Origin of the sequence: Vibrio chanodichtyis, assembly GCF_028863985.1 — a bacterium.
Lineage (GTDB): Bacteria > Pseudomonadota > Gammaproteobacteria > Enterobacterales > Vibrionaceae > Vibrio > Vibrio chanodichtyis.
In genome coordinates, this window is the sequence record NZ_JARBFT010000015.1 from 12,291 (window position 1) to 28,424 (window position 16,134).

The window sequence follows — 16,134 nt, forward strand, 5'->3', positions numbered from 1 at the left end:
TATGCAGCGATTCCAGAAGACTAAATGCCTTATACGCTCTTATATCAGCCGGATTTACGATGGATTTTAAAGCTATCCAAGCGCTTACTGCCAATGACATGGCAAAAGTGAACGAAACGATTCACGCTCAACTCAATTCTGACGTCTCCCTCATCAACCAACTTGGTTTCTATATCATCAGTGGTGGTGGCAAAAGGTTACGTCCATTGTTAGCGGTCTTATCCGCCAGAGCTCTCGGTTACCAAGGCTCTCATCATACGACCGCCGCCGCTTTTGTAGAATTTATTCATACTGCGACCCTGTTGCATGATGACGTGGTTGACGAATCCGATCTGCGCCGTGGCAAAGCGACCGCGAATGCGGCGTTTGGCAATGCCGCGAGCGTGTTAGTCGGCGATTTTATTTATACCCGCTCTTTTCAGATGATGACCGAATTAGGATCGTTAAAGATCCTCAAGCTGATGAGTGATGCGGTGAATGTGATCGCGGAAGGGGAAGTTCAGCAATTGATGAACTGTAACAACCCTGACACCACTGAAGCTAACTATATGCAGGTGATTTACTCTAAAACCGCCCGTCTGTTTGAAGCAGCAACGCAAATTGGCGCGATTTTGTGTGATGCTTCACCGCAAGTAGAGCTGGCAATGCAAAATTACGGTAAGTATCTCGGCACTGCATTCCAATTAATTGATGATGTGATGGATTACACCGCCGACGGTGAAGAGATGGGTAAAAATGTCGGTGATGATCTGGCCGAAGGCAAACCGACGCTGCCACTGCTGTATGCGATGCAGCACGCAGAGCCCGAGCAAGCGGCAATGATCCGTGCCGCGATCGAACAAGCCAATGGTCTATCACGTCTCGAACAAATTTTAGCGGTAATGGAGCAAACTGGCGCTTTGCAATACACCATCAGCAAAGCTCAGCATGAAGCGGACAAAGCGATTGCACAATTGGCGGTGTTACCCGACAGCGAGTATAAGCAAGCGCTGATTGCGCTCGCGCATATGGCGGTCAATCGCAGCAAATAAAGCGTGGTTTATCACATCCAGTCTAGGAGATAAGCTCACGTGACATTGAAATGACGAAGCGCGATTCAATGCTGCTGAGCTGCAGAGTCAAGCACCATCTACATTAAGCTTGCACAAAAAAATACCGCTCATCACGAGCGGTATTTTCAATCAATAAGTTCAATCGACACTGAGTGTTATTTACTTAACGAACTCAACCCCAATTTGAATATCACTGTTGAGCGTCTCCAGCATACCATCTAGCGCCGCTTGCTCATAAGCACTCAATGGGCCGATGTCTAACAGTTGCTCTACGCCATGTTTACCGAGCTTGATCGGTTGAGCAAAGAACGGAGCATACTCGCCCTTACCTTCCACATACGCATACTCAACCACATCAGCTTCACCTTGTAACGCTTTCACTAAGGCCAAACCAAAACGGCATGCCGCCTGCCCCATCGAAAGAGTTGCAGAACCGCCACCCGCTTTGGCTTCTACCACTTCGGTACCAGCATTTTGGATCCGCTTGGTCAGTGCAGCCACTTCTTGCTCCGTCAAATTCATCCCTTCAACTTGTGACAGCAGCGGTAAAATGGTCACACCAGAGTGGCCACCAATCACAGGGACACGCACTTGGCCTGGATCTTTGTTCTGCAAAGCTGCGACAAACGTTTCTGAGCGGATCACATCTAAGGTCGTAATACCAAACAATTTACGCTTGTCATACACACCAGCTTTTTTCAGCACTTCGGCAGCAATCGGCACGGTGGTGTTAACTGGATTGGTGATAATGCCAACACACGCGGTTGGGCACACCACTGCGATTTTTTCGGCCAATGCTCTGACAATCCCGGCATTGACATTAAATAGATCCGCACGATCCATCCCAGGTTTACGCGCCACACCGGCCGAAACCAAAACCACATCTGCTCCGTCGAGCGCTGGAGTAGGATCTTCACCCGCATAACCTTGCACCGTAACAGGCGTCGGGATATGACTCAGATCCGCCGCCACACCCGGCGTAACAGGCGCAATATCGTACAGCGCCAAATCAGAGCCCGCTGGAAGACGATTTTTGAGTAACAGTGCAAGAGCCTGACCAATACCGCCAGCGGCACCAATAACAGCAACTTTCATCGTAAATCTCCTTGAGAGTAATCTCTTATAAGTTTGTAGGGTAATTCGGTATCTGACTATCAAACGCTATAGTAACCACTATCTGATTACAATCACTTAACGTCAGCTTTGCGAGCTCACGCAACACGGCTAAAAGATGTGTCAGCATAGAAGGCGATTATCAGTCAATGTTCAACTTACACAAAGAGTTATCGCCTGATTTAACCCAATATAAAAAATATTTACAGTGACAGAGAGGGCAAATTTAGCGCATCATTTGGTATATCATGCATAGATATGCGAGAATATGCACAAATCGGTCATTTAACTCTATTAAGAAGAATCATGCGTAACGTAGATAAACAAGATAACCTAGTTCGAGCCTTCAAAGCCCTATTAAAAGAAGAACGTTTTGGCTCACAAGGCGATATTGTCGAAGCGCTGAAAAATGAAGGCTTTGAAAATATCAATCAATCCAAAGTATCACGTATGTTAACCAAATTTGGTGCGGTACGTACTCGCAACGCCAAGATGGAGATGGTCTACTGCTTACCCGCTGAACTTGGTGTACCGACGGTGAGCAGCTCACTACGCGAGCTGGTGCTGGATGTCGATTACAACAATGCCTTAGTAGTGATCCGAACGGGCCCTGGCGCTGCACAATTGATCGCACGTTTACTCGATTCATTAGGCAAATCAGAAGGTATTCTTGGCGTGGTCGCTGGTGATGACACCATTTTCATCACCCCAACGATTGATGTTCCGGTGCAAGAGTTATTCCGTTCAGTGTGTGAACTGTTCGAATACGCAGGCTAGCGCACTGCTTACTGAACCGATGATTTTGGTCACCTTTTGCCATGTGACCAAAATCACATCTTAGGAACATTCTCGCTTAGCGATAAGATTCCATAACCACATGAAATAAAACAATTATAACTGCAACTCATGGCCTGTTTTGCTCACCAATAAATACGTTAATCGCCCGCTAATTCTTAACAACAATGTAATTCTCGGTAGTTTTTTTGGTATGCTGCCAGAGCATTAGCACGATTTTGGTCGCATAACGCAAGGTTTCTCAGGCAGGAAAGCTATCGCCATGCGGCACTTGGGGATATATCACCAATCAAGGAAGGGAAATTCATGTCACTCACTCATATCATCAAACTTGGCGCAATCGCTGCCACAGTTATCGGCTCAGGGATCGCCTGCGCACAAGATTTTATTACCATAGGTACAGGTTCAGTCACTGGGGTCTATTACCCAACGGGTGGCGCTATCTGTCGATTGGTCAACAAGGATCGTAAAGATCACAACATTCGTTGTTCGGTAGAGTCTACAGGCGGTTCAATCTACAACGTCAATACTATTCGCTCTGGTGAGTTAGATTTCGGGATTGTTCAATCCGACTGGCAGTATCATGGCTATAACGGTACCAGTGAACTCTCCGAGCAAGGCCCATACAAAAAATTACGCGCGGTATTCTCACTGCACACCGAACCGTTCAATATCATTGCTCGTGCGGATTCTGGCATTGAAAATGTCAAAGATCTGGCCGGTAAACGAGTAAATATTGGTAACCCAGGCTCTGGCGATCGCGCCACCATGCAAGTGGTGATGGATGCCTTTGGATGGACCAATAACAGCTTTAAACTCGCAGCAGAATTGAAAGGTTCTGAGCGCTCACAAGCACTGTGTGATAATAAGATTGATGCCTTTATTTACATGGTTGGTCACCCGAATGGATCGATCAAAGAAGCTGCAACCTCTTGTGGCGCAAAATTAGTACCCGCCACTGGTCCTGAAATCGAAAAAATCGTCGCGAATAACCCTTACTATGCTTACACCGAAGTGCCTGCGGGTATGTACAACGGTACCGATCAAGCAGTGAAAAGTTTTGGGGTTGCCGCTACCTTAGTCACCAGCGAAGATGTCTCTGAAGCGGTGGTGTACAACGTGACCAAAGCGGTGTTTGACAACTTCGATACCTTTATTCGGTTACACCCAGCGTTTGCCAACCTGAAAAAAGAGGACATGGTCACGGCGGGTAACTCGATCCCGCTCCACCCTGGCGCGATTAAATATTACAAAGAAGTTGGGTTGCTGAAGTAATCCTTCAAGGTGGTGGCCGATGGCAATCGAACACCACCTTTTACCGACATAATTTCAATAAAAAAGAGGAGGCTATCGCCTCCTCATTAGCATCACGTTTTGTTTTGGTGCTGCAGCTTTTCGGTACTATACCCAAACAACTTGGAGTTACAGGTAGGCGGCAAGTGAGTGAGTCCCCATGAGCATAGGCAAACTATGTGATTGGGGTGAACAAACGTAGCCAACACCGCTGCAGCTTCAAGTAGCAAGGGGATACATCACCGTGCCGATCATAAGCTTATGGAAGATCAAGAATAAGGATAAGGTGCATGATGCAAACGACAACACCGTCACCAGAGGTGCAACAAATGGTGGCACAAGCCGAAACCGGAGCCAGAGCTCCACGAGGCTTCGCCGGAAAAGTGCTGTGGTTGGTACTACTGAGTTGGTCGCTGTTCCAACTTTGGTACGCGTCACCGCTACCATTTATCTTCAATATTGGCATCCTCAACGATACCCAAGCGCGATCGATTCATTTAACTTTTGCGGTGTTTCTCGCTTTCACTGCCTACCCAGCGATGAAGCACTCACCGCGCGATCATATCCCGTGGATCGATTGGCTGTTAGCGCTAGCCGGCAGTTTCTCCGCCGCTTACATCTATTTGTTTTACAGCCAATTAGCCGGCCGTTCTGGCGCACCAACCTCATGGGATGTACTGGCGGCGGTGGTCGGAATGTTACTGCTGCTGGAAGCCACTCGCCGCGCGTTAGGCCCACCGCTGATGATGGTGGCGGCCCTGTTTTTATGCTACACCTTTTTTGGCCCTTATATGCCGGATGTGGTCGCGCATAAAGGAGCCAGCTTGAATAAAGCGATGTCACATTTATGGCTAACCACCGAAGGGGTATTTGGCGTCGCTCTCGGGGTCTCAACTTCGTTTGTTTTTCTGTTTGTGCTTTTTGGTGCCATGCTCGAACGAGCTGGCGCTGGGGCTTATTTTATTAAAGTCGCATTTTCAATGCTCGGCCATATGCGTGGTGGCCCTGCTAAAGCAGCAGTGGTTGCCTCCGGCCTGTCTGGCTTAGTCTCAGGATCTTCAATTGCCAACGTAGTGACCACAGGCACCTTTACCATTCCATTGATGAAACGCGTTGGATTTCCTGGCAGTAAGGCAGGGGCGGTCGAAGTGGCGGCCTCAACCAATGGCCAGCTCACCCCACCTATCATGGGTGCTGCCGCTTTCTTAATGGTAGAGTATGTCGGTATTTCTTATGTCGAAGTGATCAAAGCCGCCATTCTACCCGCGCTGATCTCCTACATCGCGCTTATTTACATCGTGCACCTCGAAGCATGTAAAGCGCAGATGCAAGGTCTACCACGCCTTCATCAATCCACACTCACCGAAAAACTGCTCGCATTGAGCGCCACGATCCTCGGCTTATGCCTCATTAGCGGCTTAGTTTACTACGGCATTGGCTGGACCAAACAAGCCTTTGGCGCGGCGGCAACACCGCTGCTAGCCATCGTATTGCTCGTCACCTATGTCGGGCTAGTCAAAATCTCTGCGCCTTATGCCCAGCAAGGCTTAGCTCTTGATGAGGATTTACAGTTCGTCCCCGATGTCGCTCCCACGCTCAAATCAGGTCTGCATTACTTGTTACCGATTGTAGTTTTAGTGTGGTGCTTAATGGTCGAACGCTTCTCTCCAGGCTTATCGGCATTCTGGGCCAGCATGTTTATGGTGTTCATTCTACTCACCCAGCGTCCACTAATGGCACTATTTAACCGCACCGGTAAGCTAACTGCCGCGGCTAAGCAAGGCATCAGCGATTTATTAGAAAGCTTGGTCTCTGGTGCTCGTAATATGATTGGGATCGGAGTGGCAACCGCGGCGGCGGGTACCGTGGTTGGCGTGGTCACGCTCACCGGGATTGGACTGGTAATGACCGATTTTGTTGAATTTATCTCTGGTGGCAATCTGCTGTTGATGCTGCTTTTTACCGCCGTGATCAGTTTGATTTTAGGTATGGGCCTGCCAACCACCGCCAACTACATCGTGGTTTCAACCTTGATGGCCCCAGTGATTGTGACCTTAGGCGCTGAGCATGGTTTGATCATTCCACTGATCGCCGTACATCTGTTTGTGTTCTATTTCGGGATTTTGGCCGATGATACGCCGCCAGTCGGCTTAGCAGCTTTTGCCGCAGCAGCGATAGCCAAATCCGATCCGATCCGCACTGGTATTCAAGGCTTTACTTACGACATTCGCACCGCAATCCTGCCATTTATGTTTGTGTTTAACACTCAACTACTGCTGATGGGAATCCATAGTTGGTGGCATTTGTTACTGACGATTATCTCCTCGATCACTGCGATGTTGCTGTTTTCCGCCGCGACGCAAGGCTGGTGGCTAACCAAAACCAAATGGTGGGAAGTGATCGCCTTGCTGGTGCTGACCTTTAGTTTCTTCCGCCCTGGCTTCTGGTGGGACATGATCTATCCAGCTCAAGTGATGTATGCCGGTACCAAATTAGAGCAAATTGTCGAGCAAGCACCAGTGGGTCAACCGATACGTCTGGTGGTGGCGGGTGAAAATATTAAAGGTGAATACAGTTCTAAAACCGTGCAACTCCCGTTTGACGATCGCGCAGTTGGCGCACCGCAGCGGATCGCCTCAATGGGACTGACTCTGATTAACCAGAAAAATCGCATGCTGGTAGAAATGGTCGAATTTGGCAGTCCAGCGGAAGCGGCAGGCATCGACTTTGATTGGGAAATTCGCTCAGTGGTGGTCGCCAGTGATCGCCCAATGAAAGAGTGGGTCTTTATTCCAGCACTATTACTGACAATGCTGCTCGCATGGAATCAAAAACGGCGGCTAAAGCGGCAGGATCAGCAGCAATATGCCTGAATCTGATCACCTAACCAGCTAATTCATTAGCGCAGCCCGATCTTGGCAGCCAAAGCGACCAAGATCGGCCATAAACCATAGAGAGTGCCATGTATAAACATATTCTTGTACCAGTGGATTTGAATGAACAAGGCTTTGCCGATAAAGCGCTGCAACTTGCTCTTTGGCACGCTAAACATGCTAATGCCGAACTGCACTTACTCAACGTATTACCTGGCATTCATATGTCGATGGTGGCAACCTATTTTCCCAAAGATGCCGCAGCACAGATGAAGCATGATGTGTATAACCAACTCAAAGCGTTTGCTGAACAGCATATTGAGCCGTCACAGCATTACCAGCTGCATATCGCGGAAGGAAAACCTTACACCACTATTCTCGATTACGCTGAGCGTTTAGGCGTGGATCTGATTGTCATGCCAAGCCACAAGCGCTCACGAATTGATAAAGTCATGCTCGGATCCGTAGCGAGCAAAGTGGTTGAGCACTCCCCCGTCAATGTGTTGGTCGTCAAGCCACAAGGTTAAATCACACCGAATGTCACGGCTTAATCAAGGCGCAATATGCGCCTTTTTTATTGATCAAAACCTATCAGATTGATTGGTTTTTCCACCTTGAATTAATGAGAATAGTTATCAATAATTATTACATCACTCAGCATCAGGTGGATGAGATTATGAAAAAGACCTTAAGTTTTGCCGCCATACATTTTACCATCGCATTTACGGTCGCCTATCTACTGACCGGTGATGTGCTACTGGGTAGCTTAATTGCAATGTTAGAGCCGATGGTCAATACCGTTGCCTTCTATTTCCACGAAAAAACTTGGTTAAACTCGGTCACTTTACAGCGCTTTGCAGCCGATACCCGCATCAAAACCATCAGCTTTGCAGCTATTCACTTTACGGTTGCATTTGGGGTAGCTTATTTATTGACCGGCAGTTGGTTGGTGGGTGGAGTGATGGCGATGATTGAGCCTAGCATCAATACTTGTGCCTATTACTTGCACGAAAAAGTTTGGCAAACTAAACATGCTCGGCATCTAGGCTGCTCGCATTAAATCACACGAACAGGTTTTATACTCAAACAACTTGGAGTTGCAGGTAGGCGGCAAGTGAGTGCTCATGAGCATAGGCAAACTATGTGACTATGTGATTGGGGTGAACGAACCTAACCAACACCATTGCAGCTTCAAGTAGGAAGGGGATATCCGGCTATCGGGTTGATAGCCTTAATCGAGAGGCAAACGTGCGTCGTTATAACGGAAAATGGCTCACACAATGCGCTTCACTTAGCGCCAGTTGAAAATGCTGGGTTTGCCCATCGAGCTGCACGGAGATCGAATACAGATCTTGTGCATTAGGCTGAGCTTGATCATAAATTTTCGGTGCATCGACTTGAAATAGTACGCTGGCATGATTGCTACGCATATCAATTGGCACTTGATAAGTGCGCCCATCAAATTTAACTGCCGCTGCCACCAGCCCTGAGGCATAAGTGGTAAAAAACAGGTTAACCAACAACTCACAGCCGCCATGATGCCAAACTTGTTCAGTCGAAACATGGGTTAGGCGCAAATGACGCAAACCTTGTAAGTAAGGCGCTTGCCAGATCCCAACACGCGGATCATGAACTAAGGGCTGATGCTCAACAAAGCTGGCTGGCTGATCCAAACGACATTGCGCCGCAACCGGTTCATCCAACAACGACTCATCATCGGCGTGTAAAAACAAAATTTCAAATCGGTTACGCCCCAACTGTAACCATTGGCGAATCTCTTTACGATATACCGCTTGTGAGCCGTCACAGTCAAACAGTGCAACGCCGTTCAGACGAACCTCGGCATAGTGTTCAATCCCAGCTAATACCACATCAATCGCCACAAAGCTCAGTAGCGCCTCATCAACCTCAATATCATGCATCAAATGCCACTCTTGCCGAACGATCTCGGTCTCGCTGCAGGTAGCGGGTAACACAAGACTTAACGGAGCAGGAAACGTAATATCATCTTGGGGGATAGAGAGATCCGTCAGTGGGGAAAGTTGCCAAGGGCCGGCGAGAGAGAATTGCATAGCGTTCCAATTGCGGTTGATTTGCTTGTATTATACCCGAAGTTTAATCGATTGCCGCGCCGATGTAGCACAGCCATTACCGCCCACAGCAAGCTATCTCAGTCAAAAAAATACCAGCCATGCGGCTGGTATCAGTGATTTGAAACTTAATTCTCATCATCTTCATCTTGGTCTTCATCACCAAACAGAGCGTCTTCGCCCTCGTAGTAGGTGCCCCAACCGTCGTAAATAATATCGAACTTCTCGGCGAGATTAACCAGTTTGGCCACTTGTTCATCGATAAGATTCGCATCCAACGCCGTTTGCATCATGGCATCAAAACACAGCAATTTATTGCCATCTTCATCTTCGGTTTCTTCCGCTTCAACCACTTCGAAGCCCATTTTGAACGCTTCTACTGCCGCTTGCTCTAGCTTATCGAACTCTTCGGCAAACAGATGGTGCTCGATCTCATATAAGGCATCTGGATCACTGCCATCTTCAAGCAGCGCTTGAATAATATCGCGCGTCTCTTCCTTTTGAATCTCGATTAACTCTTCTACCGATAAATAATCATCTTGGTGAGACATAATGTGCTCCAGATAGTAAAAAGGATCAAAAATTTGTGCGGCGCACTATCGCATGGATTGATGCGAATTTCTAGCCGCATTTATCCGCAAACCCCATGAAGTTGCAGATGAACAACAAGTAAATAAGCCTAGATAAACAATGTGATTAGGGCCAGATCACCTAGCCCACACCAACACTACTTCAAGGTGAACGGTTATCGTAAAAGCTATTCGGTACCACCCACCGTCAATGAATCCAATTTAAGCGTCGGTTGACCAACCCCGACCGGCACACTTTGCCCAGCTTTGCCGCACACACCAACCCCGCGATCAAGGGCAAGATCATTACCCACCATCGACACCTGTTGCATCGCTTCAATGCCGGAACCAATTAACGTGGCTCCTTTGATTGGACGGGTAATTTTGCCATTTTCAATCAAGTAAGCTTCCGATGCCGAAAACACGAACTTACCGGAGGTGATATCCACCTGCCCACCACCAAAGTTCGGTGCATAAATGCCTTTTTTGACCGAGGCGATGATCTCTTCTGGCGTGTGCTGACCGGGCAGCATGTAAGTATTGGTCATACGTGGCATCGGCAAATGCGCGTAAGACTCACGACGACCATTCCCCGTAGGGGCAACGCCCATCAAGCGCGCATTGAGCTTATCTTGGAGATACCCTTGCAAAATACCGTTTTTGATCAACACATTATATTGCCCACTCACCCCTTCATCATCGACATTGAGTGAGCCGCGCAGATCTTTGAGCGTGCCATCATCGACAATAGTACATAGATCAGAGGTGACTTTTTGCCCAACTTTGCCCGCAAAAACTGACGAGCCTTTACGGTTGAAATCACCTTCTAGTCCGTGACCGACCGCTTCATGCAGCAGCACCCCCGGCCAACCGGAGCCTAATACGACCGGCATAGTGCCAGCAGGAGCCGCCACCGCTTCAAGATTGACCAACGCTTGGCGGATCGCTTCATCGGCAAAAGCAAACGCAATGGATTTTCCCGCTTGCTGTGATAAGAAATAGTCGTAACCAAAACGGCCACCACCACCAGCGCTACCACGCTCACGGCGATCGCCTTTTTGCGCCAACACACTAATCGATAAGCGCACCAAGGGGCGAATATCGCCAGCGTAAGTACCATCGGTCGCAGCAACCAGCATCTGCTCATGTACACCACTTAAGCTAATCGACACTTCAGTGATCAACGGCTCTTTGCTGCGAATATAAGCATCAAGCTGTTGTAGCAATTCGGTTTTTTGCTGCTTATGCCAGCTTTCCAGCGGATTCTCTGCCTGATAGAACTGCGGATTTGGCCCACGTTTGAACGCTTGGACCGTTAAATTCTGCCCTTGCTGAGCAATACCGCGCGCCGCAATCGCGCTCTGTTTCAGTCCTTCTAACTGAATTTGATCCGCATAAGCAAAACCGGTTTTTTCACCACTGACGGCACGCACCCCAACGCCACAATCAATATTGAATGAGCCATCTTTAATAATGCTGTCTTCCAGCACCAGCGATTCATGCCAGCTGGATTGAAAATAGATATCCGCATAATCAATCTGGCGAGTCGCAATACTGGACAGCGTAGCGGCAATATCTTGTTCACTCAGCCCAGCAGGGGTGAGCAGTGCCGTTTCAATTTGGTTGATCGTCATCAGTGTTCTCTATTAATTGATGGGTAAAACGCGTGTGCTGAGTGATCGGCATCGTGCATCTTACAGAATCGAGTGTCGCGAGATCGAACTCTACCACTTTACTGTGTGCCGCAGCACCTAAATCAGCAATCACTTCACCCCATGGACTAATCACCATCGAATGACCCCAGGTTTCTCGCCCACAAGGGTGGCGGCCGGTCTGCCCCACTGCGATTACCCAACATTGATTTTCAATCGCTCGGGCGCGCAGCAACACTTGCCAATGCGCTTGACCGGTCACCGCGGTGAAAGCCGCAGGAACCAATAAAACCTGCGCCCCTTGACGACGTAACTCGTGGTACAAGTGCGGAAACCGCACATCATAACAAATTGATAAGCCCAGTTGACCAAATGGCGTTGGCGCGACCACCACTTGTTGCCCCGGGGTAAAGGTTTCAGATTCACGATAACGCTGGTGATCATCGGCAACATCCACATCAAACATATGCAGTTTGTCGTAAACCGCCACGCATTCACCTTGTGCATTCCACAGCAGACAACTGGTGGTAACCCCGTTGGCACGGCGAATTGGCATACTGCCGATCAGCAGCCATACCTCATACTGTTTCGCTAAAGCGGCTACAGCCTGCTGGATTGGGCCATTGCCTAGCGGTTCGGCTTGCTGATGATATTGCTCACGCCGACCAAACAGCAGTGCATTTTCCGGGGTCACTATCCACTGTGCACCTTGTCTGGCCAGCCGTTCAACCTGCTGGTGCAGATAACCCAGATTATCACTGACCTCTGATCCTGAGGTCATTTGAACCAGACCAACCCGTTGCATAAATTTTCCTATTTCGCCAAGTTACGTAGCGTTTCTGGCAACTTAAATTCACCTTTACTACGCGAAAGCTCTTTCACGGTCGGTGAATCGAGCGGCCCTTGTACTTGATAATTGACCTGAGTAAACACTTCCACTACGGGTGAAATCACTGTAGTAATGGCCAGCACATACAGCGCAGTTTGTGGTGTTACCGCAAAAGCGGTCAGCACTGGGATCCCGGAGGTAATATCCGGCACGAAGTTAACTTCAGCATCTACCGTACGGGAGTTAAGATCGGCCAAGCCTTTGATCTTCATCTCTCCCGCCGTAGCATCCATTTTAATGTTATTGGTGACAAATACCCCTTGTGCAATGTCACCGCTGCCGGTTATCGAATTAAACGCCATCCCTTTATCAAATACATCGCTAAAATCGAGCTGCATTTTGCGTAAAATCGAATCTAGGCTAAATAACCCCAGCAATCTTGCCGCGCCACCGACATCGGAAATCACCCCTTTACCAAGCTTAGTCTCTACTTTGCCCTGTAGGGTATGGATCTGCATTGACCACGGTGCACCATCCCATTGGGTGTTGGCCTTGATCTCAAACGGGGCACGTTGGATCCCGGAGTTAATACCAAACCGCGCCATCAGATCGCTGTTGTTATCCCCTTGCATATCCAAATTCATTTGCGTATGACTGGTTTTTTCGGTCAGTGTCCAAGTACCATTCACGTGCAATTGGTTAGCCCCACTGGTGAAGTCAATACTCTTCCACAGCAGCGTATCCCCTTGGCGCTGAAAATCGACACTGGCTTGACCAATTTTATAGCCCTGCAACCAAAAATCCTTGATGGTCAGGGTCAAGTTCGGCATCAGTTGATGGAACTGGCGGTCAAAATCTGAGATCAGCGGTAACTTCTGCCGTTCAACATCAACCAGCAGCCGCTCTTTATCGAACTCCAATTGAGGTAAAAACAGGTGTAAGCGCTCCAAGGCAACCGTTAAATCGTAGGGTTCAAGGTAGTTGGCTTGACCTTTGATCTCTTGGCTATCGAGCACAAGCAGCCAGCCAAGATCTTTACGCCGCGCATTGAAATCAACATCATGCCACTCTAAACCCGCAAGGGTCAGATCGCTGACCGATGCTTCAATTCGTTCTGGCATCGGTATGGTTGGGGTATTTAAGCTGGCCAGCTTAGATGGTGCCGTTTTCACTGCAGACTGTTCGCTGAGAATGGCTAACCACTTATCAAGATTAAAACTTTGACTGCGCAGTTGAACATGGTGTCCTACCACTGGGCTGATTTTAAAACTCCCTTGGCCCAGCACTAAATTGGTCGCTTTTAACTCTGGAACCGCTGGGGTCAAGTCAATTTCTGCCTGATATTTTGCTTGGGGTAATTGCAGCCTTGCCGATACCATTTCTTGGTTACCAGAGGCTTGCAATAACGCTTGCCCCTTAGCCTTGAGCGCTTTGTTGAGTGGAAATGGGTAGCGACTTTCTAACCGTCTCAGATCCGCTTTGCCATCCAGTTGATAGGTAAAGCCCACATCATTAAGCTGAATATCGACACTAGCCTGCCAAGGCGCATGGCCTTTAATTCGGCTCAACCACTGTTCGCCAACCAACGGGCGCAGCGGTTTAACTTCCCAATCACCGAGCAGATCAATATTGACTGCATAACCGCGTTTAGCCTCTTCCCCTTTAAAATCAATCGATACTGGTTGATTGAGTAAGCGCGCTTGCAGACCCGCAGCACTGACTCGGTCATTATCAAATTCAATTTTTCCAGAGACCGCTTCTAAGCTCATGGGTGGAGTCTCAATATCCACCGCATTATCGGCTAGCTCAGCAAAGCCCCAAGCTCGCGGCTCAGCTCCGCTATGAAACGGAATATTGAGCTGAAATTGCGATCGCACCGGACCTTTGACCTGAATCGTGGTCAATGCTGCCCCCACCGAATCCACTAAAGGGGTCGCCATCATATAATCGCGGATCGCATTACCTTGTTTGGCACTGGCAATCGCTTCAATTTCGATGTGTCCGAATTCGGCCAACTCTGGGATCCGACCGGTGACCCGCTCAGCGCTCACCTCCATCAAGGTCGCCGCGCGCGAGTCCAAATGCATCGCTGCATTTTCAAACAGCAAATCCAGCTGCAAATCGGTGATCGCAGGCCAAGCGGTATCAAAGGCAAATTTGGCCTGTTTTAAACCGACCCACGCCTGAAAAATACCGTTATTCTTTTGATAAGGAAATTGGTCGAGCGCACCATACCACACCAGTTTTGCCGTATTGACCCGCCCCGCTTGAATCGCACTTGAGAGATAATCGGTCAGTGATTGACCAAGTGCCAAGGTCGGCAGATAACGCCAAGTTTCGCCAGCATTGAACAGATCCGCTTCAAGGTAGAAAGAGAGAAATGGGCTTGCCTGGTTTGGAAAATCGAGGCGAAACTCACCAATTGCCTGCAAATCTGGAGTGGCCACGGTAACTTTATCCGCCCACAGCGACCAACCGTGTTGCCCCTGCTGCCAAACAATATCCACCTCACCTTGGCGAATATTGAGTGGCGCTTGAAAAACTTCGCCATACTCTAGAACATCATCGACCAAAGTGGCCTGTACTCGTGCCTCACTCAGCGAGCCTTGGATCTGTGCTTGCAGGAAATTCACTTGCGGCAGTAAATCCCACTGCGCCATACCACCATCACTAAGCGTCGCGGAATAGCGTAACGACTCCAAGGTTTGGCGTTTAGCAATTCGCACATCTTCCAACACGCCTTTGGGTTGTAGCGTCGCTAACCAGTGGTTGAGTGTGGTCGATTCAGGGATCAGTTTAGCCAGCGGTAATAAGCTCTCAATATTAAGCTGCGAGAGATTGAGCCGCCACTGCTGTGGCTGCCAATCGAGCGCCATATCCATCACTGGCCACGGTTGATCGTCACTGCGCAAGCGTAGTGAGTGGGCATTCACTTGCCAACCCGATTCGCTCGGAGTTAATTGCACAATGCCTGATTCAAGCAGCAGTTCATGTTGCTGCTCGCCGTTGTGCCATAGTAATTGGGAAGGTTTCAGTTCCAGATAGCCATCGACAGGACGACTGCGCTCTAAACTTGCCCACGCATGAAAGCTAAGCTGACCTTTTTGAATCCCAGTTTGATCTTTCAGATAGCGAGTCAACCAAGGCAACACGCGGACTTTATCGGCACTGGCATAGAAATCGCCGGAAATATCACGCAGTGAACCGTGATCGATAAAATTAGCACTCACTAACAAGGAGTTAATGTTAGTGCCAGCAATGCTGACTTCACCTTCGGCAAAATGACGCTGGCCACTATTTTGCCAACGCAATTTTTCAATATCCAACTGACGCAAATCGCCAGCGAAGGTACGATAGAGAATCGCTGAATTTTTGAGAGTGAAATCATCCAATTGACGCAGTAATAAATCATCCAACTGCTGAATTCCACGCCCTTGCGCTGACTGTTCAGGATTGGCATTTTGCTGTAACGCGAGCCAATCAATCGCCCGCAGATCAAGCACCATACCATTGATGGTGAGTTCAGCAATCACTGGCTGACGCTGCCACAGCGATTGCCATAGATCGAATTCAAGCTCAATACTGCTCGCATTGAGCTGAATATCATTACTATCCGGCCAGTGGACTTGTAGGGTTTGCAGAGATAGCGAAGGATGAGTGTTACGCCAGTAACCCTGTACATCAGCAATTGCCAGTTGTACTGACGAGTTTTGGTTCAACCAATCTTGGATCTCAGCTTGAAAACGGTTCATCTGCGGCAAGCAAATACGCAGCGCAGTGACCGCCAAAGCGAGCACAATCAGCAGGCTGACCAGCAGCCACATAAAAATCCGCCCAAAGCGGGTTACTGTCGAAATCACCCGATGCC

Annotated in this window: 12 protein-coding genes; 6 read left to right on the forward strand and 6 right to left on the reverse strand. The window is 48.7% G+C overall.

What is annotated here, in order from left to right; all coding sequences use genetic code 11:
- Positions 1-59 precede the first annotated feature (59 nt).
- Positions 60-1,031, forward strand: a complete 972-nt coding sequence (ispB, locus tag PUN32_RS12240) for an octaprenyl diphosphate synthase (protein WP_274723474.1) — start codon at positions 60-62, stop codon at positions 1,029-1,031.
- 180 nt (positions 1,032-1,211) lie between these two features.
- Here the strand turns inward: ispB and mdh are convergent, their stop codons facing one another.
- The gene (gene mdh, locus PUN32_RS12245; RefSeq protein WP_274723475.1) at positions 1,212-2,147 is read right to left on the reverse strand and encodes a malate dehydrogenase; all 936 of its coding nucleotides are present in this window, start codon (positions 2,145-2,147) and stop codon (positions 1,212-1,214) included.
- 324 nt (positions 2,148-2,471) lie between these two features.
- On the opposite strand from mdh, the gene argR reads away from it, so the two are divergent.
- From argR to PUN32_RS12270, 5 genes are all read left to right on the forward strand, one after another.
- Positions 2,472-2,942 carry a transcriptional regulator ArgR gene (argR, locus tag PUN32_RS12250; RefSeq protein ID WP_274723476.1) on the forward strand — a complete coding sequence of 157 codons (471 nt, stop codon included), beginning with the start codon at positions 2,472-2,474 and terminating at the stop codon, positions 2,940-2,942.
- A 324-nt stretch (positions 2,943-3,266) separates the two neighbouring features.
- The gene (locus PUN32_RS12255; protein ID WP_274723477.1) at positions 3,267-4,235 is read left to right on the forward strand and encodes a TAXI family TRAP transporter solute-binding subunit; all 969 of its coding nucleotides are present in this window, start codon (positions 3,267-3,269) and stop codon (positions 4,233-4,235) included.
- A gap of 308 nt (positions 4,236-4,543) precedes the next feature.
- On the forward strand, positions 4,544-7,126 hold the full coding sequence (locus tag PUN32_RS12260) for a TRAP transporter permease (RefSeq protein WP_274723478.1): 2,583 nt from the start codon (positions 4,544-4,546) through the stop codon (positions 7,124-7,126).
- Positions 7,127-7,215: 89 nt separating this feature from the next.
- Positions 7,216-7,653 carry a universal stress protein gene (locus PUN32_RS12265; protein ID WP_274723479.1) on the forward strand — a complete coding sequence of 146 codons (438 nt, stop codon included), beginning with the start codon at positions 7,216-7,218 and terminating at the stop codon, positions 7,651-7,653.
- Between the two features lie 149 nt (positions 7,654-7,802).
- Entirely contained in the window at positions 7,803-8,186 is a 384-nt protein-coding gene (locus tag PUN32_RS12270; protein ID WP_274723480.1) for a DUF2061 domain-containing protein, read from the forward strand.
- Positions 8,187-8,382: 196 nt separating this feature from the next.
- Here the strand turns inward: PUN32_RS12270 and PUN32_RS12275 are convergent, their stop codons facing one another.
- The 5 genes from PUN32_RS12275 to PUN32_RS12295 form a co-directional block, all read right to left on the reverse strand.
- Entirely contained in the window at positions 8,383-9,198 is an 816-nt protein-coding gene (locus PUN32_RS12275; RefSeq protein ID WP_274723481.1) for a glycosyl hydrolase 2 galactose-binding domain-containing protein, read from the reverse strand.
- A gap of 146 nt (positions 9,199-9,344) precedes the next feature.
- On the reverse strand, positions 9,345-9,767 hold the full coding sequence (rraB, locus tag PUN32_RS12280; protein ID WP_274723482.1) for a ribonuclease E inhibitor RraB: 423 nt from the start codon (positions 9,765-9,767) through the stop codon (positions 9,345-9,347).
- A gap of 206 nt (positions 9,768-9,973) precedes the next feature.
- Positions 9,974-11,419, reverse strand: coding sequence for a metalloprotease TldD (gene tldD, locus PUN32_RS12285; RefSeq protein WP_274723483.1), 1,446 nt, complete (start codon positions 11,417-11,419; stop codon positions 9,974-9,976).
- Positions 11,400-12,242, reverse strand: a complete 843-nt coding sequence (locus tag PUN32_RS12290) for a carbon-nitrogen hydrolase family protein (RefSeq protein ID WP_274723484.1) — start codon at positions 12,240-12,242, stop codon at positions 11,400-11,402. The genes tldD and PUN32_RS12290 overlap by 20 nt, the downstream gene beginning before the upstream one ends.
- 8 nt (positions 12,243-12,250) lie before the next feature.
- Positions 12,251-16,126 carry a YhdP family protein gene (locus PUN32_RS12295; RefSeq protein ID WP_274723485.1) on the reverse strand — a complete coding sequence of 1,292 codons (3,876 nt, stop codon included), beginning with the start codon at positions 16,124-16,126 and terminating at the stop codon, positions 12,251-12,253.
- Positions 16,127-16,134: the final 8 nt, after the last annotated feature.